Below are 17,125 nucleotides of genomic sequence, written 5' to 3'. Positions count from 1 at the left end.
AGTGTGGGAGTCGGGCTTGCCCGCGATGCAGGCAACCCGGTCTGTCTGAAGGATCGAGGCGCTGCTATCGCGAGCAAGCCCGATCCCACAGGGGAGGGCAGTGCTTAGTTGCTGTCAGGCAGTGCGTAAGCGATCACGTAGTCACCGCGATCCGGCGACTGACGGGCACCACCAGCGGTGATCACGATGTATTGCTTGCCGGTTTTAGGCGAAACAAAGGTCATCGGACCGCCCTGGCTGCCAACAGGCAAACGGGCTTTCCAGGCTTCTTCACCGTTGGCCGAGTTAAAAGCGCGCAGGTAGAAGTCTTGAGTGCCAGCGATGAACACCAGGCCACCTTGTGTCGACAGGGTACCGCCCAATGTCGGCATGCCGATCGGCAGTTGCAGACCCATCTTGATCCCCATCGGGCCGGTGTCCTGCACGGTACCGACCGGTACTTGCCAGGCGACCTTCTGAGTCTTCATGTCAATGGCGGTCAGCGTACCGAAAGGCGGGGCCTGGCACGGAATACCGGCTACCGACAGGAAGCGGTTTTTGTTCACCGCATAAGGCGTGCCCTTGAGCGGTACTGCACCCATGCCGGTGTTCAAGGCTTCACCGCCAGAAGAGGCCTTGGCGTCTTTTTGCTGCGGAACCATCTGCACCCACAAGCCCAGGCGCATGTCGTTGACGAAAATAAAGCCGTGAACCGGGTCAGTCGACAGGCTGCCCCAGTTCATGCCACCCAGCGAACCCGGGAAGCTCAACGACACATCAGTGCCCGGCGCGGTGTACAGACCTTCGTAACGCATCTTCTTGAAGGAAATACGGCACAGCATCTGATCAAACGGGGTTGCACCCCACATGTCCGATTCAGTCAGGGTCTGCGCACCAATCTGTGGCATGCCCACGGATTTTGGCTGGGTCAGCGAGTAGGGCTCGTCCGGAATGTTCGAGGCCTTGACCGGTACTTCTTCAACCTTGGTCAGCGGCTGGCCGGTGTGGCGATCGAGGACAAAAATCTGCCCGGCCTTGGTGCCGATCACTACCGCCGGGACCTTGCTGCCGTCCGCTTTGGCGAAGTCGATCAGGCTTGGCTGCATCGGCAGATCGAAGTCCCACAAGTCATTGTGGACGGTCTGGTACACCCATTTTTCTTCACCAGTGGTGGCGTTCAGTGCCAGTACCGATGCACCGTACTTGTGGTTCAGCTCGGTACGTTCGACACCATAGATGTCGGTGGACGAGCTGCCCATCGGCAAGAATACGGTGTTCATCAGCGGGTCATAGGACATCGGTGCCCAGCTGTTCGGCGTGCTGCGAACGTAGGTCTTGCCTTCTGCCGGTGCTTGCTTGTCCTGCGGGTTGCCCGGGTCGAAGGCCCAGCGCATGGCGCCGGTCACTACGTCGAAACCACGGATCACGCCACCTGGCATATCGGTCTGGACGTTGTCAGCCACGCGACCGCCAACCACCACCGTGGTACCTGCCATCAACGGTGCCGACGACAACTGGTAGTAGGAGTCGGGCACATTGCCCAGGCCGGCCTTGAGATCAACCTGGCCATTGCTGCCGAAATCCGGGCAGAACTGGCCGGTGTCGGCATCTACCGCGATCAGGCGTGCATCGATGGTATTGGTCAGCAGGCGACGCTGGCACGCCCCGCCCGGGGCAACGGTGACGGCTGCGGCCGGGGTGCTGCCATCGGTGGGTGCTGCGACTGGGGCGCTGGCATCAAAGTACGCCAGGCCACGGCAACGCTGCCAGACGGCGGCCTTGGCATTGATGTTGTTCTTCCACAACTCTTTACCGGTATCGGCGTCCAGCGCGATCAGGTTGTTGTGTGGCGTACAGATAAACACTTTGTCGCCCACTTGCAGCGGGGTCATCTGGTCTTCTGCGCCATTGCCATCACTGATGGCCACATCGCCGGTCTGGTAGGTCCAGGCCGGTACCAGCTTGGACACGTTGCTACGGTTGATCTGATCCAGAGCAGCAAAGCGGCTGCCACCTTCGTCATTGCCGTAGTGTGCCCAGTCTTTCTGGGCTTTGGCCGGGTCAACCTTGGTCAGGCCCGGGCCGTCACCGGTCGGTGCGATCGAGGCGTGAGGCTGGAACATCCCCCAGAAGCCGGCGGCGATGGCCACGGCCAGCACTGCACCCAGCGCATAACCGGCGTTGCCGCTCAGGCCATTGGCCTTGCGCAGCGAAGGGTAAGCCAGCGCCACGACCAGGCTGAGCACAGCCAGGGCAAACAGACGTGAAACCAGCGGCCAGAACACCAGCCCGGCATCCGCCAGGGCCCAGATAACACTGGCGAGCATGATGGCAGCAAACAGCCAGGCACCAGCCAGGCGTCGCTTGAACAGCAACACGGACGAAGCGACCATGCCCAGGCCTGCAAGCAGGAAGTACAGGCTACCACCGAGCGTGGCCAGGTAGCCGCCACCGGCGACATAGAGCAAACCGAAAACCAGCACGCCTAAAGCGGCGACCCAGATGGGCCAACGGCTTGCGGCTGCCGAAGGTTGAGCGTTATTCATTGTGCATGACCCTATTGATGCATGAACGGTTGGGAGGAGGGCATAGCGTTTAACTGTAGCGGCTTGCAAGGCAGGCGCAGACGTGTCGGCGTTTCTGCACGTCGTCGAGGCCTTGAACAGGCCAGGTCGACAGACCGGGAAACGTCCGAAACAGTTATGTACTAAACGGTTAGTTTTATAACTTTAACAAAAACCCGGGCCTGCGACAAATTGTCAGTGTCGAGAGTCCGATAAGAGGGGATGTCAGGGGGAGGGCAAAGGGCGCGCAGATGCCCTTCAGCCATAGGGGCTGCCATCTTTATGGACGAAGTGCCATGTGCCGTCGACTGCCGTCACCGCCTGTATATCGTCTGACGGGTAAGTCACGCTATCTCCGACACTACGGTCGCCTACTTCAAGAACCACGCAGAGGGTGTCAGTTTTATTCTCCAGATGGTGGGCAAGCCCTTTGGCGGGGAAGCCCGCAATCATCCCCGGAGCCAGTTGCACGCTTTCATCACCTCTGAACAAGGTCGGATGACCCTCCAGGACATAGATAAATTCGTCCTGTAATGAGTGCGAGTGATGAAGGGCGGAGAGACTGCCTGGCGGCAGGTGTACAAGGTTGACGCCAAAATTCTTCAAGTTGAACAGATCACCCAGAGGCCGTTTGGTGCGGCCCTGCATCAGGGACGCGAAGGGCTCGGGGTAGTTGCTGGGGCGGGTTCTCTGCGCTGCATCGCAAGCATTGATCGGGCCTTGCTCAGTGGGGCGGATCATGGTGCGTCCCTCAAGATCAACAGCCAAACACAGAGGGGCAGTGCAACCGCCTTGGCAATCTGCACTGCCTGAAAGTGCCATCAGACATCCAGCATAGCCGGCACGTGGCTGTGCTGCTCTGAAACATGGCTGTCATTGGCAGGGGCTTAAATAGTGACTCCTTCCACTCGAGAAGATCATCCATGTCACAGTTTCCAGTCCGCCGTCGCAGCCTGATCCAAACGCTTTCTGCGGGACTTGTGTTGCCCAGCCTCGCGCCGGCTATCCTGGCGAATGTCCAGGACAGGCCCCAGATGACAGACGGCGTGCAATCCGGGGATCTACTGGGTGACCGCGCGATGGTCTGGAGCCGTAGTGACCGGCCAGCCAAACTGGTGGTTGAGTGGGACACCACCAGCACTTTTGCTCAGCCCCGGCGCGCCGCTTCGGCGCAGGCACATGCAGGCACTGACTACACCGCCCGGGTGGAACTCAGAGGGCTGCCCGCCGATCAATCTATCTTTTATCGCGCCTGGTTCGAGGACGCCCGCACCGGAACAGCGGGCGAACCGTGGTTCGGGCACCTGCGCAGTGTGCCAGGGCTGCCGCGGGACATTCGTTTTGTATGGAGTGGTGATACGGTCGGTCAAGGGTTCGGCATCAACCCTGAAATAGGCGGCATGCGCATCTACGACGCCATGCGTCGACGCTTGCCGGATTTTTTCTTGCACAGTGGCGACACTATCTACGCAGATGGCCCGGTTCCGGCCCAACAGGTCGTGGAAAATGGTCGCGTCTGGCGCAACCTGACCACTGAAGCCAAAAGCCATGTCGCGGTGACTGTCGACGACTTCCGGGGTAACTACCGATACAACCTGATGGACGAGAACGTGCGGCGGTTTAATGCCGAGGTGCCGCAGATATGGCAGTGGGACGACCATGAAACGACCAACAACTGGTCGTCAGGCAAACAGCTTGACTCACGCTATGGCGGTGCCGCCATCAGGGATCTGCTCGGTCCGGCACGGCAAGCCTGGCTCGAGTACTCCCCGATGCGTCCTCAGCCTGGCGATAAGGGCGGTCGCATCTATCGGAGCCTCCCTTATGGACCTTTGCTGGAGCTCTTTGTACTGGACATGCGCAGTTACCGAGGTAGCAATGACGCCAACTTGTCCGCTGTCCCGGGCCCACAGACGGCGTTTCTGGGGCGCACGCAACTCGACTGGCTCAAGCAGGCGCTGGTACATTCTACGGCCCAGTGGAAAGTGATCGCTGCCGATATGCCGCTTAGCCTGGCCGTGGCGGATGGCGAAATGTCGCCCGGAGTGCCGCGCTGGGAGGCAATAGCCAACGGTGACAATGGCAAACCGTTGGGACGAGAAATGGAGATTGCCGAGTTACTGGATTTCCTGCGCCAACGACAGGTCCGTGATGTTGTGTGGCTAACTGCCGATGTGCACTACTGTGCAGCTCACCACTATCATCCTGATCGAGCAGCGTTCCAGCAATTTGAGCCGTTCTGGGAATTTGTCGCCGGACCTTTAAATGCGGGCAGTTTTCCGTCTTGTGCTCTGGACATGACCTTTGGCCCGCAGGTGGTCTTCGAGAAGGCACCGACTGAACCGAACATCTCGCCCCTGGCAGGGCTGCAGTTCTTCGGCGAGGTCAACATTAATGCTCGTGACAAGAGTCTCACGGTAACCCTTCGCGACCTGGACGGTGTAGCGGTGTTTGAGCAGCAGTTGAAGCCTTTCGGGCATGAGGTATAGGCAGGCTTAAGAGTGGAGCCAGTCGTAAATCCGGGCGAGTGGAGGGTAGTCCTGATCCGCTGACCCTGCCGGAGCGGGCATGTCACCATGCGCCAGTAGCAGTCCGGAAGGGGAAACAGGGGGAGGAGAACTGCTTGAACCGGCTTGATTCGCCGTTGTTCGGTCTGGGCATCAGGTCGATTCGCCAGCCAGCTTTCAGAGGGATACTTTCCGGGCGGGACGGGCGTTTTATTCTGAGATTCAAAAACTCCTATTATAACTAAACTAAACAACCATTTAGTAGAGTTATAACTGGATCATCTTAAAAGAGCGATAGTAGCAGGATTGACCTCTCATTTACCCAGTTTCGCGCCCGCGAAACTCTTGTCCTGGTGGAGTTTCTCAAGGTATTCAACCAGATCGGCCTCCCGATAGTCATGAAAGTGTCCGTGTAGAAGCTCTTTCAGCTCTGTTTCACTGAGCCCCAAGATGCCCACAGCCCTTGAGATTCGGTCTTCTGAGTAGGTAATCACCTGGCTGATTTGCGCAACAATTAGGGCCTTCCTGAGCATCTGTTCAGGGTTGGCCACGCCGATATCTGCGTAAACATTGCCAGAGCTTTTCTCTATTTTCATGGCTGATTAACCTTGAGTGGCTTGAGAAATATTGGTCAGCGTTAACGAACCGTCAGGCTGTTTTTCTACGGTCAACGTGTCACCAATGACAAGGCCCATTTGGCTGAGCAGATCATCGGGCAACGGCACGATCATGTCGCCAGTGTCGTCGGCAGCGTCTTGGCATGTGACTGTCCAACGTTTACTTTTGAGGTCATGTGTTGGGTTCATATTTTTCCCCAGGTATTCAAATGACAGAGCCAATTCCTGATTACGATCCGGCAGACTCGCTGGTTGATACTGACACCATAAACATCTTTTTAGCTGATGCTAACGACACTGGCGACGCGGCTTATATTGCCGAAGCGATGGCCGTTGTTGCACGCGCAAAAATGCGCATTGAAGCAATGGAGATTTTGCAGCATGTGTGGCCCTCCTTTAAAAGTGGTTAAACGCTCAAACCCTTAGGATCCGTGGCTTCTAGCGATTCTGACTTTTGAAAATGGCTAAAAGCTTCAATGCATTAGTGAATTTGAACATTTTAAAAGGAGTGCAGTTTTAGCCCGTAAATGCAGGGGGGCTGAAATAACTTTCGCGCCCAGATTTTGGTAATGCAAACCAACCAGTTGATTTGTAACGGTTATTTATAAGAGTTTAAGCCCGTGTGGCCTTGTGAATGGTGCCAGTTCTAAAAGTCCAGAAAGATCGCTTCCTGTTCCCTTCATAAAGCTGTTTCTCAAGGAGCGTTTGCTAACACGGGGCATCAGGGATGACTCCAAAGCCCCCTGAATTCAACACATAAGTGCAACGCTCACCCCTGTATGCACTTCGTACGGCGTCTTCCAGCCCAAGCGCTTGCGCGGGCGTAGATTGATCCTCGCTACTGTCCGATTGACGGCTTCGACGGTCAGCTTGCTGAAGTCGCTGCCCTTGGGGAAATACTGGCGGAGCAGACCGTTGGTGTTTTCATTGGTGCCACGTTGCCAGGATGAATAGGGGTCTGCAAAAAAGACCTGGCACTGGCTCCGTAGCGCGATGCGTTCATGCCCGGCAAACTCCCTTCCGTTATCCAGCGTCAGCGTGTGAGCGGCATGGCCCTGAAGCATCAGATTGATCGCCCGCGTTACCTGCCGGCGCGTTCTGCGCTTGACCGGATAGGCGCTCAGATAGCCGCTTTTGCGATCAACCAGGGTCACCAGGTTACCGCCCAGTCCATGTACCGTATCGCCCTCCCAGTCCCCCAGGCGCTCGCGGCTTTCGACCTCGGCTGGGCGTTCACTGATTGACACGCGATTACGCAGCTGCCCGCGCCGATCGTGGCTTCCATAGCGTTTCCGGTAGCGCTTTCGGCGATGTCGCAGATAGGTATAAAGCTCACCACCGGCGCGCTGTTCGGCGGCAATGAACCGATAAATCCACTCATGGCTGACCGCCCGGCTTGGCTGCTCCTGCTTCAACCGCTGGGCGATCTGCTCCGGACTCATGCCATGCTTGAGCCACACCGGGAGATGATGGCTGAGCCATGTCGCCGGCTTGCAAAACTTGCGCGCACCCGCTCGACGAGCATCACTTTCATGGGCCGCAGAAACAGCCTTGTAGATATTCTGGGTGCTGTTGCGGCGAACCTCGCGACTGATCGTCGAGGGATGCACGCCGACCCGCTTTGCAATGCTCGCCTGGCTCTCTGCGGCGCTCAAGCCAGCCTCAATCTGGTAACGTTGTCCCTGAGTCAGCTGCCGGTAATGCGTAGTCATCTGCGCTTGAATCCTTCGGTGTGAGAGCCTGGATTCTACCGGTGGCTGGCTCTCTGCCTCTCGTTTCAAGCGTTGCGCTTATTCTATGAATTCAGGCCCCATAGGGTGTTGGAGGGCACATTACGTCGACGTTTAACCTCTTCTGGCTACGAGAGGGGGAAGAGGCTAGATAACCCTTGATATGCCATTGAAAGAGGAGTGCGGCTCACAGGCTGAGATAACAGGCGCCCTAATAGATCGACTTAGCTCGATGTCAATATAAGTAAAAGCAGATTTTTGACTCAATAGTTAGTCTTTTTTGGCTGTCGGATGCGGCATCTAAGACTCCTATTTACAGATAATGCGTCATTATCTTGGCGGTTATTTCGAGTCGCAAAATCCAAAAAGTGCTTTCAAATTTGTTAATTGACTTCGGGGCTGGCTCAGAAAATACGCTCTGGAGTGTGAGCGAGGCTCATGCATCAAGAGTTCCGGCTTGAATTTCAGTCACTTTAATTGAATGTATTGAATATATTGACACTTCAGGCGGCGAGCAGAAAGTTATATCAAATAATAATCAATGAGTCGTGAATTCGGGGCTCGCAGGTACTGGGCTCGCTTATTGCTAAATGCGTGCTCGTCAATTGATTCAATATGTTTAAGCTTGGTGTCAATTAACACAATATTAGTTAAAGCCCTCCGTCAATACATGCAATTTAAGTCAGTACCTAACAAATAGTCTTTAATGCCTGACGAAAAATCTTTAATGCCGAACGCCAATTTTATGACCGTTGACAAGTTCGGTAGTCATAGAGCTATGCTTGCGCACCTAGAGTTTAAAACAGTCGGTGCCGAGTCCTTATGTTGAAACCCATCGTCGAAGGAAACTTAGTTAGCTTTGAGGAAAAGGTATATCGTGTAATAGCTTGTCGAGCTGACGGTGCCATTACCCTAAAAAGCCTTGAAAGTGAGCACTCATTTGATGTGCTCTTTACTCAGGTAAATCTGGTTGAGGTCGATCAAGAAAAACATGAGCTATACAATGATCGCCGTTTGATTTGGTTGGAACAAACAGAAGTCAATCCGAAAGAGTTAGCTATTGCTTCGGATCGGGCAAAAAAAATTAACGACTACTTTCAGGGAAAAGTTTCGCGGGCCGAGCTTATCGAAAAACTTGGCTCATCGGAAACAACGACTCGACGTCTATTGAAAAGATATGATCCAGAGCTTGGTGCTGTTTCTCTTGTTAGAAGTATCAGAGGGCGTAAAAAAAATTCGCGATTGCTTTCTGATATTCAAGAGAAAATCATGGAGAAAGCAATTTCGAAACGCCTTAATGATAAAACCAAAAAATTAGAGGCGTTTGCTTCTCTTTGGGAATATGTCGACTCTCTATGTCACACCATGGGTGTTAAAACCCCGAGTCTTAATGCTCTGAAGCGAAGGCTTGAATCGTTCGGGCAGAAAGCCGTTTACTCACTGCTGCACGGCAGAGAGCCGATGCTTCAAAAGTTTGAGCTGAAACCAGGGATGATTCACGTAGATACCATACTTACTATGGTGCAAATCGACCACACACGGGTGGACGTAATTATCTGCGACGAGCATGGTCGACCACTCATGCGGCCTTGGCTGACGGTAGTTATCGATCTTAAGAGTCGCGTTATTCTTGGTTACTATCTTGCACTCCATCCGCCTAGCGCCCTCAGCGTTGCCATGGCGATGCTTTCGGCCTGTTTTCCTAAACAAGCCTTTCCAATCGCTCTCGGTGGTGGTCAGAATACTCGCCACAGGTTCTGGGGAGTGCCTGGTGCAATTGGTATGGATAACGCCGCGGAATTTACTAGCCCAGAACTTGAAGCCACCCTGCAATATTACAAAATCGTCCCCATGCTGCGGCCTATTGGGAAAAAGCATTACGGAGGGCACGTTGAGCGAATTATTGGTACGCTGATGGGGAAGGTGCATCTTCTGCCAGGTACTACCTACTCGAATGTGTTGAAGAAAGCAGACTACGACTCTGCCAAGCATTCAGCTATGACCTTTTCAGCATTTTGTGAGTGGTTCGCAAACGAAGTGGCGATCTATCATGGGCGTGCTCATGAAGGGTTGAACAGACTTGCGCCGTTCGAGGTTTGGGATGCAGAGATGGCCAAGAAGGGGCTGGATTATGTACCTCCAATGCCGGGGAACTTTCAAACATTTGCTCTTGACTTCTTTCCAAGTGTGCTACGAACGGTGCAATCAAAAGGTGTCGAGCTTAGTAGGTCATTTTACTCTTCGGCAATACTCAGTAGGTTCGTTGGATCACGACTTTCGTTTAAGTACAATCCATTGAATCTTTCGAAAATATGGTTGCGCCAAGATGGCCGGTATCATGAAATTCCTTATTCTGATCTGACAAAAACACCTGTTTCGTACAGCGAGTACTGGGCGTTTTCGCGACCTCGCGCCCGTCGTCCGGGAACACTGGTGGACAAGGAGTTGCACCAAGTTCGCTTGGAGAACCATGAGTTAGTGGAAAATTCAAAGGCTACGACCAAGCGGCTCCGGCAAAACGTCGCCAAGAAAGCTACGGCCGCTGAAACTATGTCTTTTCTTTCCTACGGCGGGGAAGAGCTTTTGCTTCAGGGGAATACCAAAGAACCGAGCTCTGATCAAACTCGAAAAAAACTTAAGTGGGAAGACTGAGAATGGATGGGGAACATCTGCATGAGAGCCGGCGTCACGCTTTGATTCTGTCAAATGATGAACGCTGTAAGATTATTCGGCAGGATATTAAGGTCGATACCGAACACTTGCTCACCGTGTCCAACATTGTCGACAACATGCTTAGCATCGTACGCGGCAGTATGGAGGCTCCGTGTCTAGTCGTATCTGCCGGATCTAACCATGGAAAGACCACGATTTGCAATGCGGTCATGGGGATGGATGAATCATGGCGTCATAAAATCAGGTTTGTGACCTTTGTCAAGGATACTGGTAAGACAAAGCCAATGGTGAAGCTCTTGACGGCTTTGGGCATGGAACCTGGGAAAGCTGGGATACCCATTAGCATGGTAGCCGAATATTGTATCGCTAACGATATTCGCGGTGTGTTTATGGATGAGTTTCATGACTCTATCAAAGGACTTTCTAAGGGCGAGCAGGATACGTTTCTCTCCTTGCTGAGGGGTTTGTGCGGGGCGCCTACTTACCTAAGCTTTTTTGTTTTCGGTACCGATGAGGCCCTCAATGCTCTCGCAATTGACGCCCAGTACGTCCGCCGATTTGAGCTCTATGAGCTTACTCCTTGGTCGAGAAATGATGCAGAGTACCTTAACTTTTTGGATACGTGGGAGGAGATTGTTCCGCTTTCAAAGAGGTCACATCTTTCTTCTAAGGCAATGTCTGACTATATTTATACTAGTACTTCTGGGGTGATTGGAAGTATTTGCACATTACTTCGAGCGGCTGCTTGCCTAGCAGTGATATGGGGCGATGAGAAAATTACACTTCAAAGCTTGCAGGCTGCTACACGTTCGAAGTGGAATACCCGAGTAAGACCAAAGGGTACTGTCGAGTGAAGTATTTATTGTGTCCAAAACAGTATCTAGCTGAGCAGAACGTCTTGGGAGGTTTTTCCGCTAACGTACCAACTATTCTAGGTGGGGAGACTTGGACAGGAAAAACCACTGTTGCCAAGCGGTTGGTTAAAAATTCCGATCGGGCACAAGTGTATGCTGCTTATGTGCCTGGAAGGTTTACTAAGGCATATGACAACGTCTACTCGGCATTCGCGGCAGCTCTGGGCCTTCCCTTGAACAGTCATTTTATGTCTTTTCGAAATGTTGAACATGCACTTGAGGATTTGATCGGTGGTCGAGAGTTTCGTCTGGTGTTTGATGATGCAAGTGTTCACTTTGGCGGCGGTGCGGAGCAAAGAAATAATTCTATTGATTTAGTCGGGGCCTTGCTACAGCGATTTCAGAACTTAAAGATATTGGCTGTGTCTGGGCCCTATATTTTAGATGGAGATCTGAAAAAGATCGTTGCTAAGGAAGCTCGCTATGTCGACATCGGTTTGTGGCAGGATGACCAACAGTTCCGAACCTTCATTTCACGAGTTGGGGAGACATGTGGCTTCAAACGCTCTCAATTGCTCAATGACGATTTCATCAAGGGTCTTTTGGTTAGGTCTCATGGTGCCAGTGGAGCTCTCATTCAAATCCTCCAGACGCTAGCGCGTAACTCCAGCTACAAAGCTTGTCCGTCTTTACCAGTCCAGTGTCTGCGTAACACGTGGAATTTCTAAATTGCTCGACGAGTTCTCATCAGGGGCAGCGCCTCGTTTCGTTCTGGGAGAAACGCTTCTTTCCTGGGTGATGCGGGGGCTTGCCCACAACAAGCTTCGAAACCCTCACCTATTTCGCGAGGCAATCAATCGTGGCCTTTCTGTCCCCAAGCGCGTGCTTCCCGGGATAGTGGAATCGTGGCCTTTCCCCGCATTCGAGGACATTGAGTTTGATTGCACCACCGAGCTTTTCAGAGTAATGCGTGCAACCTATGGTATCGATGGGGTTTTACTGCAGCAGCTATTTGCCGCCCGTCAGTCTCGTTTGATTCACATCCATTACCGACACGCCTACTGTTCTATATGTCTCAAAGAAAGTATGCGGAGAACAGGTTTTCCCATTTGGCGCCAACCATGGTGCTACACGACCACTGCATTTTGCGTTGATCACCGACGCATTTTAATCAGGCCTCGGAATACGTTTACCCCCGAAAGGCGGATCTGGGATGCTTACATCTATTCAAAAGGGGAGCGGTCAGTGAAGCATTCTTTATCTGATCGGCGGATTGCGGGAATCACAATACGCGTACAGCAGTGGATTGATTCTCTAGTAGCGGGACAAGCACTCAATGAAGGGGTGGAAACTCTGTATGGACTGCTGCTTGCGAAGAGGACGGCGTTTGCACCCGGTGGGATAGCCTCAGCAGGGTTTTCTCGCACTCAGCAACTCCTGTGCAAAGTAAACTTGGATCTGCATGAGCGCATCGAATTCGGATTGAATGACAGCGATCCGTACCAGCGGATGGGAGCTTTGCTATTGATCGGATGGTTGAGCGGTATTGTTTCACCAGCAGAGATCGTTTACTTGGGGCGCCATTACCATTGCGTCCACAGAACGCTGCCACCCTCACCGCAGCAATTGGGACGGTTGGTAGCTCTAGCCCTAAGTGCAGAGGAGGTGATGGTTGTTCGAGAGAAACTGGTCAACCTGAGGGAGATATCATCCACCATGATGTCGAATTTTTTGGAGGGTTTCGGTGAGGCCGCATCCCGCTCCCTTCGTTCAAACCGGCCAAAGCGTTAAATCGTCCACGCGTTAATGGGCTAAATCGTTCCGCAGGATATGAGATCTTCAAGACCAACATTGTCGAGCGCCGTAAAACTCAGTCAGCCTGGCAGCGGTGGAGTGAAGACTTCACGCGTCGTAGGCGACTGTTTTTGACTTCGATAAAATGTAGTAGATCTAGACACATTTGAGCCCCCACACAACTGTTCAAGGCGGTTTTTTTGAAGCTTCAATACGGACACCTTACCGCGGTCTTAGAAGCTCCCAAGCTAACGAGTTACGGCTAGAGCGACCCACTCGGTTCGCATATATCGGTGACTTGAGGCAAGGCTAGCTCTAAGAACGAGGTCTCGATCTAAAGGGAATCGGTGATGGTTGCGAACAAGGCAGATAGCAAAGTGGAGTAATGTCGGCATGTTCAATCTGGATTAGGCCGATTACAAATTCGTTGTATTATCGACGTTGAAATCCCAAGCTGATTAGCCGTCTCCTTCTGAGTCATGCCCTGAGCTCGACAAGCGAAAATCGCATCAATTTTCTCCGGTGGCGTCCGTCTTCCTGCCGGCCTCGCTAATAGCTTTCAGTCCTTAAACTGTCCCTGCCAATCAGCTGAGATGCCTAAAGCGTTGAGTTGCGTAGTTTTAACGTCCTTCTAATCGGAACCTGTCTAGCTCTAAACGGGCTCGTTCCAAGGCCGCTTCGGGCGTCTCGTCATTGCCCAGGGGGATGCTAATGGCTAGAAGGGCCATAGGGTCAAGCTTCAGGGGCGTGGATAGCTCGATCAATTTATCAACAGTGATGTCGATCTTCTCGCGTTCGAGCGCACTGATGTTCGTGCGAGCGTTGATAGGCACCAAGTCTCCGTATGCCAGCCCGCGCACCAAGCGGACTACCCGGATCGTTGCGGCAATCTTACGCACGCATATATTAGTTGATATGCCCGTACTTTTAGTGTCGCCCTGCATCCCCCAGACAACTCGAGTTTTTGTCCGCTACTGGTTTCAACACAGCGGATCTAGCCACCGATGATTTAAGCCCAGGTGAATAGCTGGAAATAATCAAACCCAGAATCTCTGGACAGAAGACTTTGATATACCTAGTGCTTCGGCGACTTCCTTTCTTGATTTGCCTTCCTCTTTGAGTCGCTTGACAGCGAGTCTCTTGCTGTCAGCGATTTCGCGAGCCTTGGCTTTTGATACGAGGCTGGAGCTTCGCTGCTCCTCGCGTATTTCCTCATCTAGGCCGATCGAGCGGAGTTGACGAAGCTCCTCCTTCAGCTTGCCTATGACATCCAGAGAGTCCTGTTCACTCTCGATAGACTCGCATAACACCATAAGCGCCAGGGGAGTGATCTCAAGGCTTTTTGAAAGCTCCCGTAGCTTCCCTAGCGATATATTTTTCGATGTACCTGCCTCTAGGGCAAAGGCGTAGCTCCTACTAGAGGGGAGTCGTTCCTGAGTGAGCTCTCTAGTTTTTCGTAGCGCGCGAAGCACCACCGCGAGACTCTGAGTCAGCATGACGACTTGTCCTCAAAGCGGAGGATAAGGCCAGCAAATTAAAGACCCAGCTACTCTGTACATCGAGTATATGGGTCTGGTATCGTTATGCTCTTCTTATCTAAACCATACTTTCAAGAATGATGCAACAAAAAACATTAGGCATAAATTGACACCTGATGAGTGGACGCAAAAAGTCGGCAAGGACTCATTCCTTTTCGTCCGAAAGCCACATTTCCAGGCTCGTTGAATGCAGAAGAAGCGCCGCAGAGCGTGTTATGGCGGGTGGTGTCACTCACACTTTAAGAGCTCTCAAACCGAAATATTGATGTACGGATATAACCATCATGTTTATTTCAGATGAAATTTGTCTTGTCGGCCTACCGGGTTTTCCCGGGCCTGGCCGCTCGGCTTGGCGGATGGTCGAGCGAGACTCGGAAGATTTTTGGTATCACGTTCGCTTTCGAATTTGTGAAGGAGCAGGGGCTCGGTTCAAAAAATTGATGCCATCAGACCCTTCGATGCTGACACACCTACTCTCGCAGCGGAGCCCAGAGCACAAGATTGAGGTGGTTCAGGTTGTGACTTCCCCTTGGATGAATGGGAGTCCTTTAGAACGTATGGAAAAGTTGATCAGTGCAATCGTCGGCTACGACAGAAGCGGTGAGTGCGTACTGCTTCATAAAGTCGATAGCGGAGCAGTCTACAGCAGCTCGCCCGGCGTGATCGACGCAGGCCTGCTCAGAAATATTCGAACGATCTACGACGCCATGACTGCCGCCGGGAAGCATTTCCATTGCACCAACTATCAAACCCCGAATCGCTCTGCCACTACAACGGCAGCAGGTTAATCCATGAAACTACAAATCTATTCAGATCTGCACCTCGAGTTCGCTCGGTTCGATCCCGACCCAACCGACGCGGACGTACTGATTCTCGCCGGCGATATTGATATCAAATCGCGCGGAGTCTCATGGGCGAACGACACATTCCAGTGCCCTGTTATCTATGTCTGCGGTAATCATGAGTACTACGGCGGGCACATAGGTCACACACTGTTAAAGATGAAAGACGCTGCATTGCCCCATGTGCATGTACTCGAAAACGAGATGCTCATTCTCGATGGCACACGCTTTTTGGTCACAACTGCCTGGACGGATTATTCGGCTACGGGTGATGTGGTTGCGGCAAAGCGGGTTGCATGGGATTCGATGAACGATTTCTTGGCTATTCGAGCCGATTTGGATTACAGGCGCTTGCGTCCAGACGACTTAGTCGCGAAATCGATGAGAGCTTACCGCTGGTTAACCCAAGAGCTTAATAGACCTTTCGATGGCAAAACAGTGGTGGTCACACACCATGCACCAGTGTTGGATCATCTGGGTGACGATCACCCCGGACACCTGGCTGCAGCCTATGCGAACGATTGGTCAGAGTTACTTACTAAGGCTGATCTTTGGATACATGGGCACACGCATTTTGCAGCAGACTTCCTCAAGAATGGGTGCCGAGTGGTTTCCAATCCGCGCGGTTATCCGGGTCAAAGCACAGGCTTCGATCCTGAGTACTTGGTAGTGGTTTGATGGTGAATAGATCTCGTCAGTGTCCTCCATGAGCTCGGAGTTGATAGATCAAAACTAGCGGCTGCGAGTTTGCTCGAACGGTTGATATTTAGTGTGAATCTAAGGTTTTTGAATGGTCACTTTGAATGAAATCTCGCAGTTACTTTACGGAACCGGAGATGAATCGCTTGGCTGGCAGGGCTCTGAAGAAGAATTGATCTCTTTGGCAGCAAAGATGTTTCCAGGCAAAGCATTCTGTGTAGTGAAAAAGTGGATCTTAATCGATCTCACCGTGACGCCGGTTGAAAGGGAAAAGCTTACGAGTCTCGGTCTACTTCCAGCGACACTTTTCGCTCATGAAATCGTCCTAGACAGTAAAGGTCGTTTTCAATCTGGCATGTGGGTACGCAGTAACTTCGGAAAATCCTTCACTGAAGGCTGCATGTTTGAAACCAAGAGTACCGTCTACCTTCTTTTAGGTTCAGGTCTGAGAAAAGAGGCAAGCATTGGCGCTGCTTTTTCCATGAAAGCCGGGTAATCGACGGTCAGCACATATACATAATGTGTAATTTTGGAGCTTTGGCCGGATGCCAGAAATCATTGAAATTGAATTTCATAGTAAGTATCTCAGTGACTTTCAGCTGAGTCGTCTTGTACAGGCGAGTTTTCGAAAATACACCGTGGCCATTACGGCTTTTATCAGCGATGCGGTGATCATAGAAGATAGGTGCCTTGGGGTGTTCTTCGATCAGCTTCAGGAAGATGACGCGTATCGAACAGCCAATGGCGGAATCATTTGCACGAAAAAAATTCAAAGGGCATGGAAAGAAGGACGCTTCTGGATTTTGGACACGGGGGAGGGAAATTACCTCGTTGGTAGCTTTAAGCGTGGGGGAGGGCGACGTAGTTTTCTTGAGTTGCTTCGATCATGTGAACGTCTCAAATCAGAAGATTGAATACTTGATCTCTGGCGTAGTGGCAGTATGACTGCATGGCAGTTGATGAACGCTGGATGGCTATTACGGTTTTGATCAGCAGCGCTCCGAGTTAGACGAGCGGAGCGCTTCAAACTGTCGCTATCCAGTGAAGCTCATTTTTCCATCGGACGGATTCACAGTTAGCCCTTCTTCACTAACCGAACTCGTTCAGCAGTTTCTGCAAAAACTCACGCCTCCGTTGGATAATATTCAAAATGAGGTTGCCACGGTCGGGGTCTCTCGTTGTAAGTGCCCTGCGTCCACAAGGCCATGAATGTAGCCTTCAGCTCTGCCTCTAGCTTGGAGCAACGTCTCTGTGGATGTGCTTTTGTAGATGTCTTCCGCGATGAGCTGCCACTGCTTCATTTGACGCCGACCAACCGGGTCGTCCGA

Annotated in this window: 17 protein-coding genes and 1 pseudogene; 11 read left to right on the top strand and 7 right to left on the bottom strand. The window is 52.3% G+C overall.

Translation table 11 applies throughout. The features are described from left to right. Positions 1 to 104 precede the first annotated feature (104 nt). Both V6L81_RS15395 and V6L81_RS15390 read right to left on the bottom strand, forming a co-directional pair. The gene (locus V6L81_RS15395) at positions 105 to 2,525 is read right to left on the bottom strand and encodes a glucose/quinate/shikimate family membrane-bound PQQ-dependent dehydrogenase (RefSeq protein ID WP_338660116.1); all 2,421 of its coding nucleotides are present in this window, start codon (positions 2,523 to 2,525) and stop codon (positions 105 to 107) included. Positions 2,526 to 2,801: 276 nt separating this feature from the next. Further along, positions 2,802 to 3,284, bottom strand: coding sequence for a cupin domain-containing protein (locus V6L81_RS15390; protein WP_095019149.1), 483 nt, complete (start codon positions 3,282 to 3,284; stop codon positions 2,802 to 2,804). A 182-nt stretch (positions 3,285 to 3,466) separates the two neighbouring features. On the opposite strand from V6L81_RS15390, the gene V6L81_RS15385 reads away from it, so the two are divergent. Further along, a complete protein-coding gene (locus V6L81_RS15385) occupies positions 3,467 to 5,032 on the top strand; it encodes an alkaline phosphatase D family protein (RefSeq protein WP_338660115.1) in 1,566 nt (521 codons plus the stop codon). Positions 5,033 to 5,364: 332 nt separating this feature from the next. Here the strand turns inward: V6L81_RS15385 and V6L81_RS15380 are convergent, their stop codons facing one another. Further along, positions 5,365 to 5,646: an XRE family transcriptional regulator gene (locus tag V6L81_RS15380; RefSeq protein ID WP_338660114.1), complete on the bottom strand. Its 282-nt coding sequence runs from the start codon at positions 5,644 to 5,646 to the stop codon at positions 5,365 to 5,367. Between the two features lie 6 nt (positions 5,647 to 5,652). Beyond that, positions 5,653 to 5,856, bottom strand: a complete 204-nt coding sequence (locus V6L81_RS15375) for an AbrB/MazE/SpoVT family DNA-binding domain-containing protein (protein WP_240881102.1) — start codon at positions 5,854 to 5,856, stop codon at positions 5,653 to 5,655. 20 nt (positions 5,857 to 5,876) lie between these two features. Here V6L81_RS15375 and V6L81_RS15370 point away from each other — a divergent pair, with 20 nt between their 5' ends. Beyond that, positions 5,877 to 6,077, top strand: coding sequence for a hypothetical protein (locus tag V6L81_RS15370; RefSeq protein ID WP_338660113.1), 201 nt, complete (start codon positions 5,877 to 5,879; stop codon positions 6,075 to 6,077). Positions 6,078 to 6,416: 339 nt separating this feature from the next. On the opposite strand, the gene V6L81_RS15365 is transcribed toward V6L81_RS15370, so the two are convergent. Beyond that, positions 6,417 to 7,379, bottom strand: a complete 963-nt coding sequence (locus V6L81_RS15365) for an IS30-like element ISPpu17 family transposase (RefSeq protein ID WP_004577240.1) — start codon at positions 7,377 to 7,379, stop codon at positions 6,417 to 6,419. Positions 7,380 to 8,219: 840 nt separating this feature from the next. Between V6L81_RS15365 and V6L81_RS15360 the strand changes: the two genes are divergently transcribed. The 5 genes and pseudogenes from V6L81_RS15360 (at position 8,220) to V6L81_RS15345 (ending at position 12,715) form a co-directional block, all read left to right on the top strand. Further along, on the top strand, positions 8,220 to 10,049 hold the full coding sequence (locus V6L81_RS15360) for a Mu transposase C-terminal domain-containing protein (RefSeq protein WP_338660112.1): 1,830 nt from the start codon (positions 8,220 to 8,222) through the stop codon (positions 10,047 to 10,049). 2 nt (positions 10,050 to 10,051) lie between these two features. Beyond that, positions 10,052 to 10,924 (top strand): TniB family NTP-binding protein, encoded by an 873-nt coding sequence (locus V6L81_RS15355; protein WP_130871436.1) that lies wholly within the window; start codon positions 10,052 to 10,054, stop codon positions 10,922 to 10,924. Beyond that, on the top strand, positions 10,921 to 11,652 hold the full coding sequence (locus V6L81_RS15350) for a hypothetical protein (protein WP_130871437.1): 732 nt from the start codon (positions 10,921 to 10,923) through the stop codon (positions 11,650 to 11,652). The genes V6L81_RS15355 and V6L81_RS15350 overlap by 4 nt, the downstream gene beginning before the upstream one ends. Position 11,653: 1 nt before the next feature. Beyond that, positions 11,654 to 12,076 (top strand): annotated as a pseudogene (locus tag V6L81_RS24235) (hypothetical protein); the annotation flags it as partial. A gap of 93 nt (positions 12,077 to 12,169) precedes the next feature. After that, positions 12,170 to 12,715 carry a hypothetical protein gene (locus V6L81_RS15345; RefSeq protein WP_198822686.1) on the top strand — a complete coding sequence of 182 codons (546 nt, stop codon included), beginning with the start codon at positions 12,170 to 12,172 and terminating at the stop codon, positions 12,713 to 12,715. A gap of 623 nt (positions 12,716 to 13,338) precedes the next feature. Here V6L81_RS15345 and V6L81_RS15340 read toward each other — a convergent pair. Both V6L81_RS15340 and V6L81_RS15335 read right to left on the bottom strand, forming a co-directional pair. After that, positions 13,339 to 13,551: a hypothetical protein gene (locus tag V6L81_RS15340; RefSeq protein ID WP_130871439.1), complete on the bottom strand. Its 213-nt coding sequence runs from the start codon at positions 13,549 to 13,551 to the stop codon at positions 13,339 to 13,341. 204 nt (positions 13,552 to 13,755) lie between these two features. Beyond that, entirely contained in the window at positions 13,756 to 14,214 is a 459-nt protein-coding gene (locus tag V6L81_RS15335; protein ID WP_130871440.1) for a helix-turn-helix domain-containing protein, read from the bottom strand. Positions 14,215 to 14,540: 326 nt separating this feature from the next. Here V6L81_RS15335 and V6L81_RS15330 point away from each other — a divergent pair, with 326 nt between their 5' ends. From V6L81_RS15330 to V6L81_RS15315, 4 genes are all read left to right on the top strand, one after another. Continuing rightward, positions 14,541 to 15,044 (top strand): hypothetical protein, encoded by a 504-nt coding sequence (locus V6L81_RS15330; RefSeq protein WP_130871441.1) that lies wholly within the window; start codon positions 14,541 to 14,543, stop codon positions 15,042 to 15,044. A 3-nt stretch (positions 15,045 to 15,047) separates the two neighbouring features. Next, positions 15,048 to 15,776: a metallophosphoesterase gene (locus V6L81_RS15325; RefSeq protein ID WP_130871442.1), complete on the top strand. Its 729-nt coding sequence runs from the start codon at positions 15,048 to 15,050 to the stop codon at positions 15,774 to 15,776. Between the two features lie 112 nt (positions 15,777 to 15,888). Beyond that, on the top strand, positions 15,889 to 16,293 hold the full coding sequence (locus tag V6L81_RS15320) for a DUF6957 family protein (RefSeq protein ID WP_130871443.1): 405 nt from the start codon (positions 15,889 to 15,891) through the stop codon (positions 16,291 to 16,293). A 49-nt stretch (positions 16,294 to 16,342) separates the two neighbouring features. Continuing rightward, on the top strand, positions 16,343 to 16,711 hold the full coding sequence (locus tag V6L81_RS15315; RefSeq protein ID WP_130871444.1) for a hypothetical protein: 369 nt from the start codon (positions 16,343 to 16,345) through the stop codon (positions 16,709 to 16,711). Positions 16,712 to 17,125: the final 414 nt, after the last annotated feature.

The sequence above is a fragment of the Pseudomonas bubulae genome, assembly GCF_037023725.1.
GTDB classification, from domain to species: domain Bacteria; phylum Pseudomonadota; class Gammaproteobacteria; order Pseudomonadales; family Pseudomonadaceae; genus Aquipseudomonas; species Aquipseudomonas bubulae.
This window is presented reverse-complemented; position numbering and strand designations above follow the sequence as displayed.